This is a genomic window from Paraburkholderia guartelaensis, from assembly GCF_004353905.1.
In the GTDB taxonomy this organism is placed as follows: Bacteria; Pseudomonadota; Gammaproteobacteria; order Burkholderiales; family Burkholderiaceae; genus Paraburkholderia; species Paraburkholderia guartelaensis.
The window spans coordinates 50,278-65,939 of record NZ_SMOD01000009.1; the positions used below are offsets into that span (position 1 = coordinate 50,278).

Here is a 15,662-nt window from a genome sequence, read left to right on the forward strand (position 1 = left end):
ACCGAGTCGGCTGACGCGATGCAACAACTTTTTAAGGGAAAACCCGCAAAGTTGCCATTTTGTCGCACGGGAATCTGCAAGGCGCCACCAGGGATTCACCGAAGACCGTAAAAGTGACAGATGAGCGCTCAAAAAGGGCGTGCTCACGGCACATATCGGCCGCAATGACAGCGCAAGATCCGGCGCGCCTTCGTCCGTACGCGAAGTTAGAGTAAGGGCATACAGACAGGCACTTCGAGGAGCCTCATATGAGCGCCGTCCCTGCAATGAAACCAGCGATGAAACCCGCCAAACCCACGAAAACGCCAGACAGCGAGTGGACGAACGACGCCGACCGCTGGCAAGCCGTCACGTCGCGCGACGCCCGCGCCGACGGTGCGTTCTTCTACGCCGTGCGCACGACCGGCGTGTTTTGCCGCCCGTCGTGCGCGTCGCGGCTGCCGCGGCGCGAAAACATCGAATTCTTCGCCGAGGCGGACGACGCGCGCGCCGCCGGCTATCGCGAATGCAAGCGCTGCCGCCCGGGCGGCCTGCCGCGCGAGCTGGAAATCGTGCGGCGCGCGTGTGCGGCGCTGGACGCCGACCCGCAAGAGCGGCTCACGCTCGCGCAGCTGGGCGAAGCCGTGCACCTCAGCCCGTTTCACCTGCAGCGCCTCTTCAAGCGCGTGCTGGGTGTCTCGCCGCGCCAATACCAGGCGGCGCGGCGCGGGGCCGTGCTGCGCGACGCGCTCGGCGAGGGCGCCGACGTCACGCGCGCCAGCGCCGACGCCGGCTTCGGCTCGTCGTCGCGGCTCTATCACAGCGTGCCGGGCGAGCTGGGCATGGCGCCATCCGCGTATCGCCGCAAGGGCGCGGGACTGACGATCCGCTACGCCGCCACGCCCACGCCGATCGGCTTCGTGCTCATCGCGGCAACGGAAAAGGGCATTTGCCGGATCGCGTTCGGCGACGATGCCGCGACGCTCACCGCCGCACTCAAAGCCGATTTCGCGAACGCGCAGTGCATCGAGGACAAAGCCGCGATCGCGCCGTTCGCCGCACAGATCGATGCCTATCTGCACGGCCGTCGCGAGCGTTTCGATCTGCCGCTCGATATTGCCGCGACGGCGTTCCAGCAGCGCGTCTGGGACGCGCTCCAGCGCATTCCCTACGGCGAGACGCGCAGCTACACGCAGATTGCCGAAACGCTCGGTTCGCCGCGCGCGGTGCGGGCCGTGGCGAGCGCGTGCGCGTCGAATCCGGTGGCGCTGGCGATTCCGTGCCATCGCGTCGTGCAGAAGGGCGGTTCGCTCGCCGGTTATCGCTGGGGGCTCGAGCGCAAGGCGGCGCTGCTCGACGGCGAAGCACGCGCATCGCAAGATGCACAAACCGGCGCAAAAAGCCCGCAACACATCCGTTCGACATCGAACCGCGCCAACACGCCGGAGACCGCTACTTGAGCGCCATCGCCTCGCAAACCGAAGCACAAACCGGCGCGCCGACGCACAGCGCCACACTCGAACTGCCGTTTCGCGCGCCCTACGACTGGCCGCGCGTGCTGCGCTTCTTCAGCGGGCGCGCCACACCGGGCGTCGAAGCGGTGGAGGACGGCGCGTGGCTGCGCGCGATCGATTTCAACGGCGCGAGCGGCACACTCGCCGTGCGCCGTCACGCGCGCAAGCATTGCCTCGTCGTGCAGATCGACGGACCCGTGAGCGCGCACGCGGCGGCGCTCGCCGCGCCGCTCTCGCGCATGTTCGACCTGCATGCCGATCCCGCCGCAGTCGCCGAGCATCTGCGCAGCGACCCGTGGCTCGCGCCGCTCGTCGCGGCCGTGCCGGGGCTTCGCGTGCCCGGCGCGTGGTCGGGCTTCGAGCTCGTGGTGCGCGCGATCGTCGGCCAGCAGGTCAGCGTGAAAGCGGCGACGACGATCATCGGGCGCCTCGTCGAACGCGTGGGCAAGCGCATCGACGACCACGCACACGCGCGCACCGCGTGGCGCTTTCCCACGCCCGCCGCGCTCGCTGCCGCCGATCTCGCGGGCATCGGCATGCCGGGCAAGCGCGTCGCCGCGCTGCAGGGCTTCGCGCAGGCCGTGGCGAGCGGTGCGGTGATCATCGAGCGCGACTACGCGCAGAACGATCACGAGATGCCACGCGGCAAGCGTCAAAGCAGACAAATCGACGCGATCGCACCGGAACCCGCCGACCTCGACGCCATGCGCGCCGCGCTGCTGGCTTTGCCCGGCATCGGCCCGTGGACGGTGGAATACGTCGCGATGCGCGCATGGCGCGACGCGAACGCGTGGCCCGCGACCGATCTCGTGCTCATGCAGGCCATCGCGGCGCGCGACCCGGCGCTCGTGCGCGCGACCCAACAGCGCACCCGCACTGACGCATGGAGCCCCTGGCGTGCGTACGCCGCCATGCATTTGTGGAACGAAATCGCCGATCGCGCGGGCGCGGCGCGCGGCGGCTAGGGCAACGGCAGGCAGCACGAGGAACGGGGTGCCATCACCGCGGGAAGCACGCGCCGACAGGCCAAAACCCCGCCCGAAGCCGCCCCAAGCAGGTCTTTCGGCGAGATGTTAAAGTGCCCGCTACCGAAAAGAATCCCGGCCGGCGAGTGTTAGCAGCACTGTGCGCAGAACTGCGCCGCCGGCCCGAGCCCGACCTGCCTCAATGTCCAACACGACCTCTACAAGCACGAACGACGTTCTCGCGCAGCGCCTTTCCGTGCTGGGCGACGGGCCACATCGCGGCGCGCTCACGCGCGGTCTGCGCGGCATCGAGAAGGAGAGCCTGCGCGTGACGCGCGACGGCCGTCTCGCCATGACGCCGCACGCAGAAGCGCTCGGTTCGGCGCTCACGCATCCGTCGCTGACCACTGACTATTCGGAAGCGCTGATCGAAATCATCACGCCTGCCGAGCCGGATGCGTCGATCACGCTCGCGAAGCTCGACGAGCTGCATCGCTACGTCTACGCCGTACTCGCGCGTGACGGCGAGATGCTCTGGAACGAATCGATGCCGGGCCTTTTGCCCGAGACCGACGACGGCATTCCCATCGCGCGCTATGGCAGTTCGAACATCGGCCGCCTCAAATACGTGTACCGCATGGGCCTCGCGCTGCGCTACGGCCGCACGATGCAGTGCATTGCCGGCATCCACTACAACTATTCGTTGAGCGACGACGTGTGGCGCGTGCTGCATGCGCATCATCAGTCCACAGCCTCGCTCACCGACTATCAGTCGGAGCGCTACCTCGCGCTGATCCGCAATTTCCGCCGCACGAACTGGCTGCTCATGTACCTGTTCGGCGCTTCGCCGGCGCTCGACATGCACTTCCTGCGCGGCCGCGAGCACAAGCTCGAAGCGTTCGACGCCGACACGCTCTATCTGCCGTACGCGACGAGCCTGCGCATGAGCGATCTCGGCTACTCGAACACGACGGGCCAGTCCGCCTTGCGCGCCGACTACGATACGCTGGCAGGCTATCTCGATGCGCTCGCGCAGGCCGTGAGCCAGCCGTATCCGCCATACGAGGCGATCGGCACGCATCGCGACGGCGAGTGGGTGCAGATCAACACGAACGTGCTCCAGATCGAGAACGAGTTCTACTCAACGATCCGTCCGAAGCGCGTGACGCATCCGGGCGAGCGGCCGCTGCATGCGCTCGCTGCGCGCGGTGTGCAGTACGTCGAGGTGCGCTGCATGGACATCGACCCGTTCGAGCCCATCGGCATCTCGCTCGAAACCGCACGGTTTCTCGACGCCTATCTGCTCGCGTGCGCGCTCGATGAAAGCCCTTTCCTGCCCGCCGACGCCTACGCCGAATCGAATGAAAACTTTGGCCTCGTGACGAAGGAAGGGCGCCGCCCGGGTCTCGCGCTCAAGCGCGACGGCAAGGACGTGCCGATGCACGAGTGGGCCGAAGAGCTGTTCGAGAAGATCGGCCACGCAGCCGCCGTGCTCGACACGGCGCACGGCAGCGACGAGCACACGCGCTCGCTCGCGACACAACGCGCGAAGCTGGCCGACCCGTCGCTCACGCCGTCGGCGCGCGTGCTGCAAACCATGCGCGATAACAAGCAGTCCTTCCTGCAATTTGCACGCGCACAAAGCGAGCGCCATGCGGCGCAATTCCTCGCGCGTCCGCTCGACGCCGCGGCCACGGCCGAGTTCGAAACGCTCGCGCGCGAATCGCTCGCGGAGCAGGCGCAACTCGAGCGCGACGAAGTCGGATCGTTCGACGCGTTCGTCGCCGCGTATCGCGCTTATACGCTCAATCGCTTCAGCGTCTGAGCCGCGCGCCGGTGCGCCGCTGCGGCGCACACTCATCCCGTCGAGATTTGTCCCAGGCACCGCATTTGCTCGCAACACCAGCGTGCAGATGCGGTCCAACCAGGGTAGGCGCCGCGTTACTGAGTTGCGCGGACGACGAGCGCGCCGGACGAACGAAGCTGAGAACACCAAAAATGCACGGGCCGCGCGCAATGCGGCTCACTCTGGGAGGAATCCACGCGATGAAACGAATTCTTGCGATTCTGCTGTGCGCGACGGCTGCGGCCTGCGCGTCGCGCGGGCAGGTCAATCCCGACGTCATGCAGATCGCGACCGCGCCGCTCACCTGTTCGAACAAGGCGGAATGCGATCTCTGGTGGCAACGCGCCGAAAGCTGGGTGCGTAGTCATTCGAAGTACGAAGTGCAGACCGTGACCGACACGCTGATCCAGACATCGGGCCCGGGCGGCGGCCGCCGTCTGCTCGCGTATGAAATCACGAAGCAGGCCAACGCCGACGGCACGGCCACGATCGGCTTCGCCGCGCATTGCGACAGTTCGCTCGGCTGCAAACCCAACCCGTGGTCGGCAGGCGCGGCGTTCAAGCAGTACGTGCGAACCGGCGTCGATGCGCCCATTCCCGGCGACACGACCACGGGCGCAGGCGGCGACACGGCCGGCGTGAGCGGCGCAGCGGTGGCCGAACCGGCGTCGAGCGCGCATTGATCGCACGTGGCCGCCCGCGGCTTTGCCCGGGCGGCCTGTCACGCAACCGTCAATGACCCATTGCCGGTCCCGCGCCTTTTTTCGGCTTCGTCACCCACACCAGCAGCGCCAGCACGACGAACATCGCGCAGGAAATGCGGAAGAAGTCGTTGGTGGCCATCATGTAGCCTTGCGTCGTCACGACGTCGTTGAGCTGGGCGGTCAGGCTTTGACCCGCGAAGCCGAGGTTCGCGAGCGCGTCCTTGTAGGCGACGGTGTTCGGCGAGGACTGGGTCACCGATTCCGACAGCACGGCATGGTGATAGATCGCGGCGTCTTCCCAGAACGTCGTGCTCGCCGCCGTTCCGATTGCGCCTGAGAGCGTACGCAGAAAATTCGAGAGGCCCGCGGCGCTCGCGAGCCGCTCGTCAGGAATGCTCGAGAGCGTGATGGTCGTCATCGGCACGAAGAAGCAGGCCACGCCGATGCCCTGGACGAGACGCGGCAGGATAACGTGGTCGAACGGCACGTCGAGTGTAAACGTCGAGTTCCAGAGCGAGACGATCGCGAACACGACAAAGGCGAAGCTCGCGACCATGCGCAGATCGAGTCGGTGCATGTTGCGCCCGATGAGCGGCGAGAGCACGAGCGCGAGCAGGCCCACCGGCGCGGTGGCCAGACCCGCGAGGCCCGCCGTGTAGCCCATGACGGTCTGCAGCCAGAGCGGGAAGATCACCACCGAGCCGAAGAAGGCCATGAAGCCGAACGAGATGATCATCGCGCCGAGCGCGAAATTGCGGTCGCGAAAGAGCGAGAGATCGACCACGGGGTCCTTTTCCGTCGCCTCCCACACGAGCATGAACGCGAGCGCGACCACCGCGATGATGGCGAGCGTGGCGATGAACGTCGAGTTGAACCAGTCGCGGTCCTTGCCGAGGTCGAGCATCATCTGCAGGCACGACACGCCGATCACGAGCAGCGCGAGGCCCACGGCGTCGATGCGCTGCTTCGTCGTCTTCGTCTCGCGTCCGCGCAGCAGCAGGTACGCGCAGATGCCCGAGAAGATGCCGATTGGCACGTTGATATAGAAGATCCACGGCCACGTGTAGTTGTCGGTGATCCAGCCGCCCATCACCGGCCCGAAGATCGGCGCGACGATCACGGTCATCGCCCAGAGCCCGAGCGCGAGACCGCGTTTGGCAGGCGGGTAGGAGCGCATGAGGATGGTCTGCGAAAGCGGGACCATCGGCCCGGAAACGAGCCCCTGGACGAGACGGAACGCAATGAGCGTTTCGAAGTTCGTCGCGAAGCCGCAAGCTGCCGAGGCCAATGTGAACAGCAGCACGGAGAGCGTGAAGAGGCGCACTTCGCCCACGCGGCGCGCGAGCCATCCGGTGAGCGGCACCGCAATCGCGGAGGCGACCGAATACGACGAGATAACCCACGTGCCTTCGCTGTTGGCGACACCCAGGTTGCCCGAGATGGTCGGCACCGCCACGTTGGCGATCGAGGTGTCGAGCACCTCCATGAAGGTCCCGAGCGCGAGCCCGACTGTCAGCAGCGCGAGCGTGCCGCCGGAAAACGGTGCGGGTTCGGCTGGCGCGGGCACCGCGGGAGAAGCTGCCATGTTCCGTGTCCTTGTTGGGTCGGCCGTTGCCGCTGCACCCAGGGCGCAGCGCACGGTAGCTTGCTATTTTGTGTCTGTGCATATTCTGCCCAGACAGTGATTCGATCAAACTACGCCGCGTATTGCACTGCGGCGCATCGTGTGGAATTGCTAGTCGCCGTCTTCCTGCGCCGGCGCTTCTGCGTCTTTGCCGGCGCCATCCGTCGATCCGCAGAGCGGTGTGGTCGAGCCGTCATTGGCGATGAAGCGCTGCAGCAAATGAACGAGCGTCGCGACTTCTTCGGGGGCGAAGCCGCGCAACTGCTCGGACATCTCCGCGGCGATCAGGTCGGGCAATTGCTGCGCCGCGTTGCGACCCTGATCCGTCAAGGCGAGTTCCACAACCCGGCGATCCGCCTGGCTGCGCTGCCGCTCGAGAAAGCCCTTCTTCTCCAGCCGGTCGAGCATGCGCGTCATGGAGCCGGTGTCGTACGAGAGCGCGCGCGACATCTCGTTCGGTGTGCTGGCGCGCTCGAACCACAATAAAAGGATCACACCGATCTGCGACGATGTGAGTCCAAGCGGCGCGACCGCACGGTCGATACGCCCGGCCAGCACGTTGCGCGCGGTCGAGAGGAAATAGCCGAGACTTGGCTCGACGCCCAGACTGGCCGGAACGAAAGGACCGTCGCTCATGGCAGTTCGCTTTGCAGCATCTCAAAAAACGAGCGGATTATAACGGGTTACTTCGCTGCTCAGGCAGATAAATCAGCTAGCAGGTCGCAACTGCCTCTGTCGTCGCGATCGGCGCGTAAAAACAACAGTTGCATTGATGCGCTGCAAAGTATGTTGTGATTTGATTGCATAGTCAATATTATGACAGGCAACCAGTTTCATTCTTCCAAGTTCACCCGATTCCGCATCATGCTGTTCCTGATCAACGCGCTTGGCGGCCTTGGCCGCTCCGTCACCGATACCGCCCGCCACGCTTTCGCGAAGGCCGGTGAGTCGTCGCGCTGGCGCAAGCTCGCGTTGTATGCGGCCATGTTCGCGCTGCCGGGCGGCTCGATCGCGGTGGTGGCCGTGGTGTTGGCGCAGCGTCGGCGCACGCAGCCCGAACCCGCTGCGGCAAGCGCTGTCGTACCGGCCACGCCCGCGGCCGCAACGGCAGCAACACCGGCAGCGGATGCACCCGCGTGCGGCGGCGGCCAGCTCGCCTGCCGCGCACCGAAGCGCCGCCGTAACGACGCGTAACCTGCGCGTCTCACGCCGTAACACCCGCGAACCCTTCCAACGCGTAAGCTTTCGGATTCCGTGCAGTGACTAGCGCGTGCGCTACCATTGCCGCAACGCGACAACCCCGTGCGCGCCCGGCCGCCCGAGCGCGCGCCGGTTGCATCGACAGGAATCCTTGCATGCCTTGCCGTTTCGTCCGCTCCGGCGCGACCGCTGGATCCGCCGGGTCCGTGGCGCGCCGCGCGCCCACACCGCTTTCCACGCTGGCGCTGTGCGCGGCCGCCGTGCTCACCTTCCAGTTGGCTGGCTGCGCCGTCGGCCCCGACTATCACCGGCCCAGCGCCGCCGTTCCCGCTTCGTTCAAGGAAGCGCCTGAGGGCTGGAAGGTCGCGCAACCCGCCGATACCGCCGACCGCGGCGACTGGTGGCTCATCTACGACGACGCGCAGCTCAATGCGCTGATGGACCAGCTCAACACCAGCAACCAGACGGTCGCGCAATCTGCCGCCGCCTACCGCCAGGCGCGTGCCCTCGTGGGCGAGGCGCGGGCGGCGTACTTCCCCGTGATCAGCGGCTCGTTCGCCGGCACGCGCTCGTACACGCCCACGCGCGTGGCCAACTCGAGCGGCGGACTATCGAGCGGCAGCATCAACAACAACGTCAACCTCGGGCTCGACGCCACCTGGGAACCCGATCTCTGGGGCAAGGTGAGCCGCACGGTCAGCTCGCAGGAGGCGAGCCAGCAGGGCGCCGCCGCGGATCTCGCGAACGCGCGTCTGTCGGCCCAGGCCACGCTCGCGCAGACCTACTTCACGTTGCGCTCGCTCGACGCGCAGCAGAAGCTGCTCGACGACACCGTCGTCGCGTACCAGAAGTCGCTGCAGCTCACGCAAAATCAGTACGCCCAGGGCGTGGCGGGCCGCGCCGACGTGATCCAGGCGCAAACCCAGCTGCAATCCGCTCAGGCGTCCGCGATCGACAACGGCGTGGCGCGCGCCCAGGACGAGCACGCGATCGCCGTGCTGGTCGGCCAGCCCGCCTCCACGTTCTCGATCCCGCCGTCGCCACTCGCCGCCACGCCGCCCACGGTGCCGCTCGCCATGCCTTCGGCGCTGCTCGAGCGCCGGCCCGACATCGCCTCGGCCGAGCGCAAGGCGGCGTCGGCCAATGAGCAGATCGGCGTCGCCATCGCGGCGTACTTCCCCACGCTCACGCTTTCCGCGAGCGGCGGTTTCGAAAGTTCGGTGATGTCGCAGCTGTTGCAGCTGCCTTCGCGCTTCTGGACGCTCGGGCCGTCGCTTGCCGGCACGATCTTCGACGCCGGACTGCGCAAGGCGCAGACCGAGGCCGCGCGCGCCGCCTACGACCAGCAGGTGGCCACCTACCGGCAAACGGTGCTGTCCGCGTTCCAGGACGTGGAGGACAACCTCGCTTCGCAGCGCATTCTCGGGCAAGAGGTCGTCGTGCAGCAGCAGGCGGTGGAGTCGGCGCAGCATGCGCTCGCGATCGTGACGAACGAGTACAAGGCGGGCACGACCGATTTCCAGAACGTGCTTTCCGCGCAGGCCACGGCCTTTACCGCGCAGCAGAAGCTCGTGAGCATCGGCGGGCAGCGCATGGTGTCGTCGGTGGGGCTCGTGAAGGCGCTGGGCGGCGGCTGGGATGCCTCGCAGATGAATCGCGAGACCGGCAGCGTGACCGCGCCGGCAGTGGCTTCGGCTCCGGAAGCAGCGACTACGGCTACGGCAGCCGCCCAGCCGCAGTAAAGCGTACGCGCCCGCGCGGGCGGGCGCACGCTCAAACTACGAACATCAGCGCATGAAAGTCAGCGCGACGGTTCCCGGCCCAACCGGCCGGCCCAGCAGATTCAAGAGGCCTGCCAGGTTGTCGCGCTGATCCGGCGCCGCGCTCGCGGTGCCCTGAAACGATGCCGACGCACGCGAGAACGAACCGCGCCCCTCAAGCATCAGCGGTCCTTTTTGCGTCGATAGATCGAGTGTCGACGTCGCTCCTTGCGCCTGCAACACCACCTGATACGTGCCGAGCGGCTTCACAAGCGAAACGCGCGAGCTCATGTCGGCGAGCGAGACGGTCAGTCGTCCGAACGCATCCGTGCCGAACACGCGCCACGGGCTCCACGTGAGCCGCACCTTGCCGCCCAGATCGAGTGTGTTGAAGGGCGCGCCGAGACCGGCGAGCAGCGAAGCCGGCACGTCGATCGTGCCGGCGCTCACGTTCGCGCCGCGTAGCGACGCATCCACCGTGACGGCGTCGGGCATCGCCTCGGTCTGCAGCATTTCCATGCGTACGCGCGCGACGAAAAGCGGCCAGAACGCCGTACGCCAGACGATGCGCCCCGGCAGCAGCGTCGCGCCGCGTGCGTCCTGACCCGCGGCGAGCATCAGCGTGGCGGAGCCGTGCCAGAGCGAGCCTTCCGGGTCGATCAGATTGACGTGCCCCTGGGTCGCGCGCGCGAACTGCGGTGCGATCCAGGCCGCGGGCAGGCGGGCGAGCAGCACGACGCCGCTCGACAGCATACCCACGATCAGCCAGGGCAACGCGGCGCGCAGGCGCCGCATCCAGTAACTCATTGCTTATTTCTCCGGCGATTCTCATTGCGCGCTTCCTGGCGCGCGTTTTTTCTTTTTTAATGCGTATTCGCCGGTTGCAGCGAGGCCGTCAAGTCGACCTGGCCATCGGCCTTCAGCGCGGTGATGTGCGCCTCGACCACCTGCACCTTGAACTGCTTGCGCACGTCGTCGAGCCACGCGGCCCACGCCGGAAACGATACGTTCTTCATCTGCACCTGCACCGTCGTGCCGATCAGCTGAATCTGCGCGCCCGTGAGCGCGTGATCGGCGAGCGAGGCCGTGAGTGCATCCTTGAGCGCCTGGCCGCCCGGCGCCACGCTCGCCGCAGCGCCTGCCAGCGAGCGCGCCTCGTCGGCCTCGGCCGTCATCTGCGCAAGCTCGCGCTGCATGCCGGGCAAGCTCTGACGCAGATGCGCGCGGCCGTCGGCGGCGGGCTGCCACAGCACCGACCAACCGATCGCCAGCGCAAGCACCGCGCCACCCCACGTGAGCAGCGTCTTTTCGCGCGTCGTGCGCGCCTCCCAGAAGTTCGTCCAGGCCTCGGCCCACGCGCCGCTCATAGCCGTTGTCTTCACGATGCGCTCCTGATGGTCCATTTGCCCGTGCTGGCATCCGCCGTGCCCGCGAGGCCGTTGCCCGCGAGGCGTTTCGCGAGATCGGCGTCGACGTTGACGCCTGGCTTGAAGGTCACTTCCAGACGCCGGTCGTGATAGTCGAGGGCCGCAATGCCGTTCGCGGGCACCGGACCGAGCGAGCGCGCAAAGCCGTCGGAAAGCGCGAGGAAGTCGTCGGGCGAAGGCTCGCCCGCGGCCAGGCGCAATTGCTGCAACTGGCGCGCCATCTGCCCGGCGGGATCGAGCACGACGGTCGTCTTCGGGAACGCGTTCAGCAGCAGCTCGGTCATCTGCGCGCTCATCGCGTCGCGCTGGCGCGCCATCATGAGCCACTGGATATTCGCGCCGACGACCGCCACGACGAGCGACGCCGCCACGAGCACGATCGGCACGCGCAGACGGCGCAGCGTCGCGCGGTCGAGCCGCCACGGCTGCGAGGCGAACTCGAACTGGCAGAGGTCGAAGCGGCAGGCGAGCGCGCGGCGCGCGAGCGCCTCGAACGTGAGCGTCTGCGCGCCCGGCAACGCGGCGGCCAGCGACGCGCGCGCGGCGGCGCTCGTGGGCTCGCCCGGCAGATTGGTGAGGACGTAGCCCGAAACCGGCGCACCGCCGGCGAGCGCCGTCACGGTGGCGGCGACGCTCGCGGCAGGCACCGCGAAGCCTTCGGCGAGCGCGCCGCGCACGATCGCGAGTTCGAGCGCCGCTTGCGCCGTGGCGGCCGCGGGCTCGAGCGCGACGCCGGGCAGCAGCGTGGGCGCGGTCGCAACGACGTGGCCAAGCACGCACGCGGTCACGGGTTCGGGCGCGGGCGTGGCGGGAGCCGCGGCAGCGGGCGCTGCACCCGGCTCTGCAGGCTCGGCGGGCTCAGTCACCGGAACCTCTTGAACCGCCTCCACCGCCTGCGCAGCAGGCAGGCAGCGCGCGACCGGCACGGCGCGCAGATTGCGGTGCCCCGCGGCGGTGAAGCCTTCCAGCAGAAAGCGGAACCAGCCGCGATCGATGGCCGCCACGACCTGGCGGCCGTCGGCGAGGCGCTTGGGATCGAGCGCCAGATGGCAGGTCTGCGCATCCTGGATCAGATGATCCTCGACCACGTTCGGCAGCGCCTGACGCAGCCGCGGCCCCTTGAGCGGCGGCACCGTGGCGGCGAGCGTAAGCAGGTCGCGCGCGGCGATCATGAGGATGGTGGCCGAGGCCTTCGGCAGGAGCCCCAGCGCCGAACGGCCCGCGCGTTGCGTGTTGCCCGTCTTGTCGAGCAGCACGAACGGCAGTTCCGGCAGCTGCCATTCCTGCGAGTGGACCGCCGGGTCGCGGGGCGGCATGAGAACGATCAGCGTGCTCAAACGCACCTCTTTTCGATGTTGGTCGGGGACGGATTCATGGTTCGTCGCTAACGCGCACGATGCGCGTCGTATGAGTGAGCGGGTCGCGCCAGACAAGTGTCGTGCGGTCCACCTCGGCGCGCTCGTGCTGCACGCGCCCATGGACGAGAAAATAACTCGTGTTGACGTCGATCTGCGAAGTGTCGATCGAGGCCTGCTTCACGCCCACGCCTTCGAGCGCGAGCTGCACGTCGCTCACGTTGCGGAAAAACACGCTCTGGCGACGCGCGACGAGGGCCTGTGCGTTCGAAAGACTCATGCCCGTCACGACGGACGCAATCACCTCGGCGCTCGCCGTGTTCATGTTCACGGGCGTCACGGTGGGCAGGATCGTCACGAACGGGCGCAACCGCGCGACGGCGTCGGGCGTGAAGCCGGGCACGTCGAGGAGCGAATCGACGCTCGTCATCAGGAGCGGCGCGACGCCGCTGTTGTTGTCGGAGTCGGAGAGGCCGGGGTTGTCGGTGTAGTTGCCGCCGCCAGTCGAACCGCCGCCTGCGAGCACCTCGGTTTGCGAGGTGCCGCTCGTCGTGGTGGTTTGCGTCTGGAAGCGCGTTGCCGAGTAGGCGAGGCCCGAGCGCAGATACACCGCGGTGTTCTTGGCGAGTTGCTGGTCGATGCCGAGTATCTGCAACAGACGCGCGAACGCTTCGATCTCCGTGAGGTTCAGCTGCAGCGAGCCCGGCGCGTTGGACGCCACGAGATCGCGCAGATTGAAGCGCGACTGAGCGTCTTCGATCGAACCCGAAAGCCAGGTGTCCGCGCCCTGTTGCACATGCGCCTCGCCGATCTGACCGAGAAAGTCGGACAAGCGCGTTCTCGCGAGCGGCACGCCCCACGCGCCGCCAAGATACGTGATACCCGCCGACGTATCGGCTTCGGAGCGCAGCACGAGACGCGTCCAGTCGAGCGACGCGCGCGCAATCCACTGCGCCTGCGCGAGCAGCCGCTGATTTTCGATGCGCCGCAACTGCACCTGCTGGCGCCACAACATGCCCGAGACGAGAATCGCCGAAAGCGCCACGACGAGCAGCGCGCTGATGATCGCCGCGCCGCGCCGTGCGCGTGCAGAACGGCTGGATCGTCTTGATTGTCGGGTGGAAGTTCGTTGTGTGCGCAACGTCATTCCCCCACCAGAAATACGCGGGTCACCGGCTGCTCGAGCGAATGCGAACCCACGCTCACCCGCACGCCCGTCACCGCGCGCGGCAGCGGCGCATTGCCGAGTTGCGGCACCTTGAGATCATTGTTGTTGCCGCTCACCTGCGAGCGCACGTCCTGCATGTTCGCGGTCCAGCCCGTCTTCGGCACATACAGTCGCGCGTTGATGACGTCCACGCCGCTCATCATCGGCAATGCGCCCCAGTTGTCGCCTTCACCGCCGCGCAAAGCGCGCCGAAGTTCGCCGAGATTGGCGAGCGGTGGCGACGCATAGCGCACCACCTGGCCGCCCGACACGCGGTAACGCACCACCTGCAGGCGCGGCGCCGCGCCCGGCGGCACCGCGAACGCGCGCACGATCTGCAGCGCGCCGCCGTCGAGCGAGATGGCGACGCCGTCCGCTTCGTCGTCGGAAGTCGCTTCGCGCAAGTCGATGCGCATCTGGTCGAACATCTGCGCGAATACGCGTTCCTCTGCCATCGAGCGCGTGATGGTTTCGCGTCCGCGCACAATTTCGTCGAGGCCGCGCCACGAGAGGATCGCCACCACGGCCATGATGGCGATCGCCACGAGCAGCTCGATCAGCGTGAAGCCGCGCGCTGACGAGGCGGCGCGCGCGCGGTCACAACGAGCGGTTCGTCTCATTGGCGAGCACCGTGACGAGTTGCGCGAGATTGCCGGAACGGCCGGGCGTCGTCACCGACACCTCCACGCGCCGGAAGACGGGATTGGGCGTCGTCGCGACATGCTGTGTGCAGGTCAGCCGCAGATTGCCCTGCGAGCAGTCGAAGCTGCTGTCGCCAAGGTCCGGCCACGCGTGCACGAGACGCAGTTGCGCAAGCGTGTTGTCCGCACTCCAGCCCGCGAGCAGGCGATCGTGCAGATCGGCCTCGCTTGCGGCGAGACTGCCCACGGCGCGCAGCGAAGCGGCCAGCGCGATCGCGATGATTGCGAGCGCAACCAATACTTCGATCATCGTGAAGCCGCGCTCGCGCAACGGGCGAGTTGCACGATTCAGGCGAGCGCTGTGTCCGCGCTTTCCCCCACGCATCGAGAGCCGCATCTCAGCGCACCTCGAAGCGGCCAGTGCCGGTGCCGACGATCGTCGCGCGCCCGGCTGCCGAGAAAAGCGTGACCTGCACCGGCACGTCCACCGCTTCGGTGCCGAAAATGAGCCGGTTAGCCTGCGTGTCGTCGCCGCCGGGATAGGTGATCGCCACGCCGGTCACGCCGCCTTCCCACTGGCGCGGTCCGAGCAGATCGTCGCGCAGCGGACGCCAGCCGTCCTCGGTATGGACGTCGAAGCGGAACCCGCCCGCGAGCGGCTGCCATGCAATGGGCCGGGCACGCACCTGCGCCTCGTCGCCCGCCGATTCGAACAGGAGCGCGAGCCGCTGCGCTTCTTCGTTCAGGTCGGTGCGCGGATTGCGCGTGAGCGTGAGCGATGCGAGCGAGATGAGAATCCCCGCGATCAGCAGCACCACGAGCATTTCGAGCAGCGTGAAGCCCGCCGCGCGCGAGGTGCGTGACGATCGGCGGTCCCGGCTGGGGGAAAGGCGGCTCGGTTGCATGGATGCGGCGTGGCGGATGACTTACTGCCAGGACCCGATGTCGGCGTCGTTGCCTTCGCCGCCCGGTTTGCCGTCGGCGCCGTAACTGAATACGTCGATCTCGCCATGCACGCCGGGGTTCAGGTACTGGTACGCGTTACCCCACGGGTCGTTGGGCAGACGCTCCAGATAGCCGCCGTCCTTCCAGTTGTTCGGCACGGGGTCAGTGGTCGGCTTTTGCACGAGTGCCTGCAGACCCTGGTCCTGGGTCGGATAGCGGCCGTTGTCGAGGCGATAGAGTTTCATCGCCTGCATGATCGTGCCGATGTCCTGGCGCGCGGCGACGCGGCGCGCTTCATCGGGACGGCTCATGATCTTCGGCACGATCAGCGCGGCCAGAATGCCGAGAATCGCGATCACGACCATGATTTCGATGAGCGTGAAGCCGCGTTGGCGGCGCGCGCGCGTGACTTCGATTTCGGCACGGCGTTTGGCCCACATGGACATGAGTTCTTTCCTCCCTCGCTAGATATGGTTGCGGTGCACGCCTGTGCGC

General features: G+C 67.4%; 16 protein-coding genes. 6 read left to right on the forward strand and 10 right to left on the reverse strand.

Annotation, left to right across the window (positions count from 1 at the left end; all coding sequences use genetic code 11):
- Positions 1-278 precede the first annotated feature (278 nt).
- The 4 genes from ada to E1N52_RS13615 all read left to right on the forward strand — a co-directional run bounded on the left by ada (position 279) and on the right by E1N52_RS13615 (position 4,987).
- A complete protein-coding gene (gene ada / locus E1N52_RS13600; RefSeq protein ID WP_246089054.1) occupies positions 279-1,439 on the forward strand; it encodes a bifunctional DNA-binding transcriptional regulator/O6-methylguanine-DNA methyltransferase Ada in 1,161 nt (386 codons plus the stop codon).
- On the forward strand, positions 1,436-2,458 hold the full coding sequence (locus E1N52_RS13605; protein WP_425468051.1) for a DNA-3-methyladenine glycosylase family protein: 1,023 nt from the start codon (positions 1,436-1,438) through the stop codon (positions 2,456-2,458). The genes ada and E1N52_RS13605 overlap by 4 nt, the downstream gene beginning before the upstream one ends.
- A gap of 202 nt (positions 2,459-2,660) precedes the next feature.
- Positions 2,661-4,283 carry a glutamate--cysteine ligase gene (gshA, locus tag E1N52_RS13610; RefSeq protein ID WP_133183304.1) on the forward strand — a complete coding sequence of 541 codons (1,623 nt, stop codon included), beginning with the start codon at positions 2,661-2,663 and terminating at the stop codon, positions 4,281-4,283.
- Between the two features lie 221 nt (positions 4,284-4,504).
- Positions 4,505-4,987 carry a hypothetical protein gene (locus E1N52_RS13615; RefSeq protein WP_133183305.1) on the forward strand — a complete coding sequence of 161 codons (483 nt, stop codon included), beginning with the start codon at positions 4,505-4,507 and terminating at the stop codon, positions 4,985-4,987.
- A 49-nt stretch (positions 4,988-5,036) separates the two neighbouring features.
- Here the strand turns inward: E1N52_RS13615 and E1N52_RS13620 are convergent, their stop codons facing one another.
- Together E1N52_RS13620 and E1N52_RS13625 are read right to left on the reverse strand one after the other, a co-directional pair.
- A complete protein-coding gene (locus tag E1N52_RS13620; RefSeq protein WP_133183306.1) occupies positions 5,037-6,593 on the reverse strand; it encodes a DHA2 family efflux MFS transporter permease subunit in 1,557 nt (518 codons plus the stop codon).
- Positions 6,594-6,743: 150 nt separating this feature from the next.
- The gene (locus tag E1N52_RS13625) at positions 6,744-7,268 is read right to left on the reverse strand and encodes a MarR family winged helix-turn-helix transcriptional regulator (protein ID WP_133183307.1); all 525 of its coding nucleotides are present in this window, start codon (positions 7,266-7,268) and stop codon (positions 6,744-6,746) included.
- A 228-nt stretch (positions 7,269-7,496) separates the two neighbouring features.
- Between E1N52_RS13625 and E1N52_RS13630 the strand changes: the two genes are divergently transcribed.
- Complete coding sequence (locus E1N52_RS13630) at positions 7,497-7,826, forward strand: hypothetical protein (protein WP_133183308.1); 330 nt, start codon at positions 7,497-7,499, stop codon at positions 7,824-7,826.
- A 161-nt stretch (positions 7,827-7,987) separates the two neighbouring features.
- Positions 7,988-9,574: an efflux transporter outer membrane subunit gene (locus E1N52_RS13635; RefSeq protein ID WP_133183309.1), complete on the forward strand. Its 1,587-nt coding sequence runs from the start codon at positions 7,988-7,990 to the stop codon at positions 9,572-9,574.
- A 45-nt stretch (positions 9,575-9,619) separates the two neighbouring features.
- Here E1N52_RS13635 and E1N52_RS13640 read toward each other — a convergent pair whose 3' ends face one another.
- From E1N52_RS13640 to gspG, 8 genes are read right to left on the reverse strand one after another with little or no spacing between them, the layout of a single operon-like run.
- The gene (locus E1N52_RS13640; protein WP_133183310.1) at positions 9,620-10,399 is read right to left on the reverse strand and encodes a type II secretion system protein N; all 780 of its coding nucleotides are present in this window, start codon (positions 10,397-10,399) and stop codon (positions 9,620-9,622) included.
- A gap of 56 nt (positions 10,400-10,455) precedes the next feature.
- Positions 10,456-10,959 (reverse strand): type II secretion system protein M, encoded by a 504-nt coding sequence (locus E1N52_RS13645; RefSeq protein WP_246089063.1) that lies wholly within the window; start codon positions 10,957-10,959, stop codon positions 10,456-10,458.
- Positions 10,960-10,970: 11 nt separating this feature from the next.
- Positions 10,971-12,356 carry a type II secretion system protein GspL gene (gspL, locus tag E1N52_RS13650; protein ID WP_133183312.1) on the reverse strand — a complete coding sequence of 462 codons (1,386 nt, stop codon included), beginning with the start codon at positions 12,354-12,356 and terminating at the stop codon, positions 10,971-10,973.
- Between the two features lie 34 nt (positions 12,357-12,390).
- Positions 12,391-13,521 (reverse strand): type II secretion system minor pseudopilin GspK, encoded by a 1,131-nt coding sequence (gene gspK / locus E1N52_RS13655; RefSeq protein WP_133183313.1) that lies wholly within the window; start codon positions 13,519-13,521, stop codon positions 12,391-12,393.
- A complete protein-coding gene (locus E1N52_RS13660; protein WP_133183314.1) occupies positions 13,518-14,201 on the reverse strand; it encodes a PulJ/GspJ family protein in 684 nt (227 codons plus the stop codon). Before E1N52_RS13660 ends, gspK begins: the two co-directional genes overlap by 4 nt.
- Complete coding sequence (gspI, locus tag E1N52_RS13665; RefSeq protein WP_281282666.1) at positions 14,179-14,607, reverse strand: type II secretion system minor pseudopilin GspI; 429 nt, start codon at positions 14,605-14,607, stop codon at positions 14,179-14,181. Before gspI ends, E1N52_RS13660 begins: the two co-directional genes overlap by 23 nt.
- 13 nt (positions 14,608-14,620) lie before the next feature.
- Entirely contained in the window at positions 14,621-15,127 is a 507-nt protein-coding gene (locus E1N52_RS13670; protein WP_133183316.1) for a GspH/FimT family pseudopilin, read from the reverse strand.
- Positions 15,128-15,148: 21 nt separating this feature from the next.
- Positions 15,149-15,613, reverse strand: a complete 465-nt coding sequence (gene gspG / locus E1N52_RS13675) for a type II secretion system major pseudopilin GspG (RefSeq protein WP_133183317.1) — start codon at positions 15,611-15,613, stop codon at positions 15,149-15,151.
- Positions 15,614-15,662 lie beyond the last annotated feature (49 nt).

Coding starts and splice junctions, on each gene's coding strand:
- E1N52_RS13630 (WP_133183308.1), top strand. CDS start 7,497: ATGCTGTTCCTGATCAACGCGCTTGGCGGCCTTGGCCGCTCCGTCACC.
- E1N52_RS13670 (WP_133183316.1), bottom strand. CDS start 15,127: ATGCAACCGAGCCGCCTTTCCCCCAGCCGGGACCGCCGATCGTCACGC.
- ada (WP_246089054.1), top strand. CDS start 279: ATGAAACCCGCCAAACCCACGAAAACGCCAGACAGCGAGTGGACGAAC.
- E1N52_RS13635 (WP_133183309.1), top strand. CDS start 7,988: ATGCCTTGCCGTTTCGTCCGCTCCGGCGCGACCGCTGGATCCGCCGGG.
- E1N52_RS13615 (WP_133183305.1), top strand. CDS start 4,505: ATGAAACGAATTCTTGCGATTCTGCTGTGCGCGACGGCTGCGGCCTGC.
- gspI (WP_281282666.1), bottom strand. CDS start 14,607: ATGCGTGGGGGAAAGCGCGGACACAGCGCTCGCCTGAATCGTGCAACT.
- E1N52_RS13645 (WP_246089063.1), bottom strand. CDS start 10,959: ATGAGCGGCGCGTGGGCCGAGGCCTGGACGAACTTCTGGGAGGCGCGC.
- E1N52_RS13625 (WP_133183307.1), bottom strand. CDS start 7,268: ATGAGCGACGGTCCTTTCGTTCCGGCCAGTCTGGGCGTCGAGCCAAGT.
- E1N52_RS13660 (WP_133183314.1), bottom strand. CDS start 14,201: ATGAGACGAACCGCTCGTTGTGACCGCGCGCGCGCCGCCTCGTCAGCG.
- gshA (WP_133183304.1), top strand. CDS start 2,661: ATGTCCAACACGACCTCTACAAGCACGAACGACGTTCTCGCGCAGCGC.
- E1N52_RS13620 (WP_133183306.1), bottom strand. CDS start 6,593: ATGGCAGCTTCTCCCGCGGTGCCCGCGCCAGCCGAACCCGCACCGTTT.
- gspK (WP_133183313.1), bottom strand. CDS start 13,521: ATGACGTTGCGCACACAACGAACTTCCACCCGACAATCAAGACGATCC.
- gspG (WP_133183317.1), bottom strand. CDS start 15,613: ATGTCCATGTGGGCCAAACGCCGTGCCGAAATCGAAGTCACGCGCGCG.
- E1N52_RS13640 (WP_133183310.1), bottom strand. CDS start 10,399: ATGAGTTACTGGATGCGGCGCCTGCGCGCCGCGTTGCCCTGGCTGATC.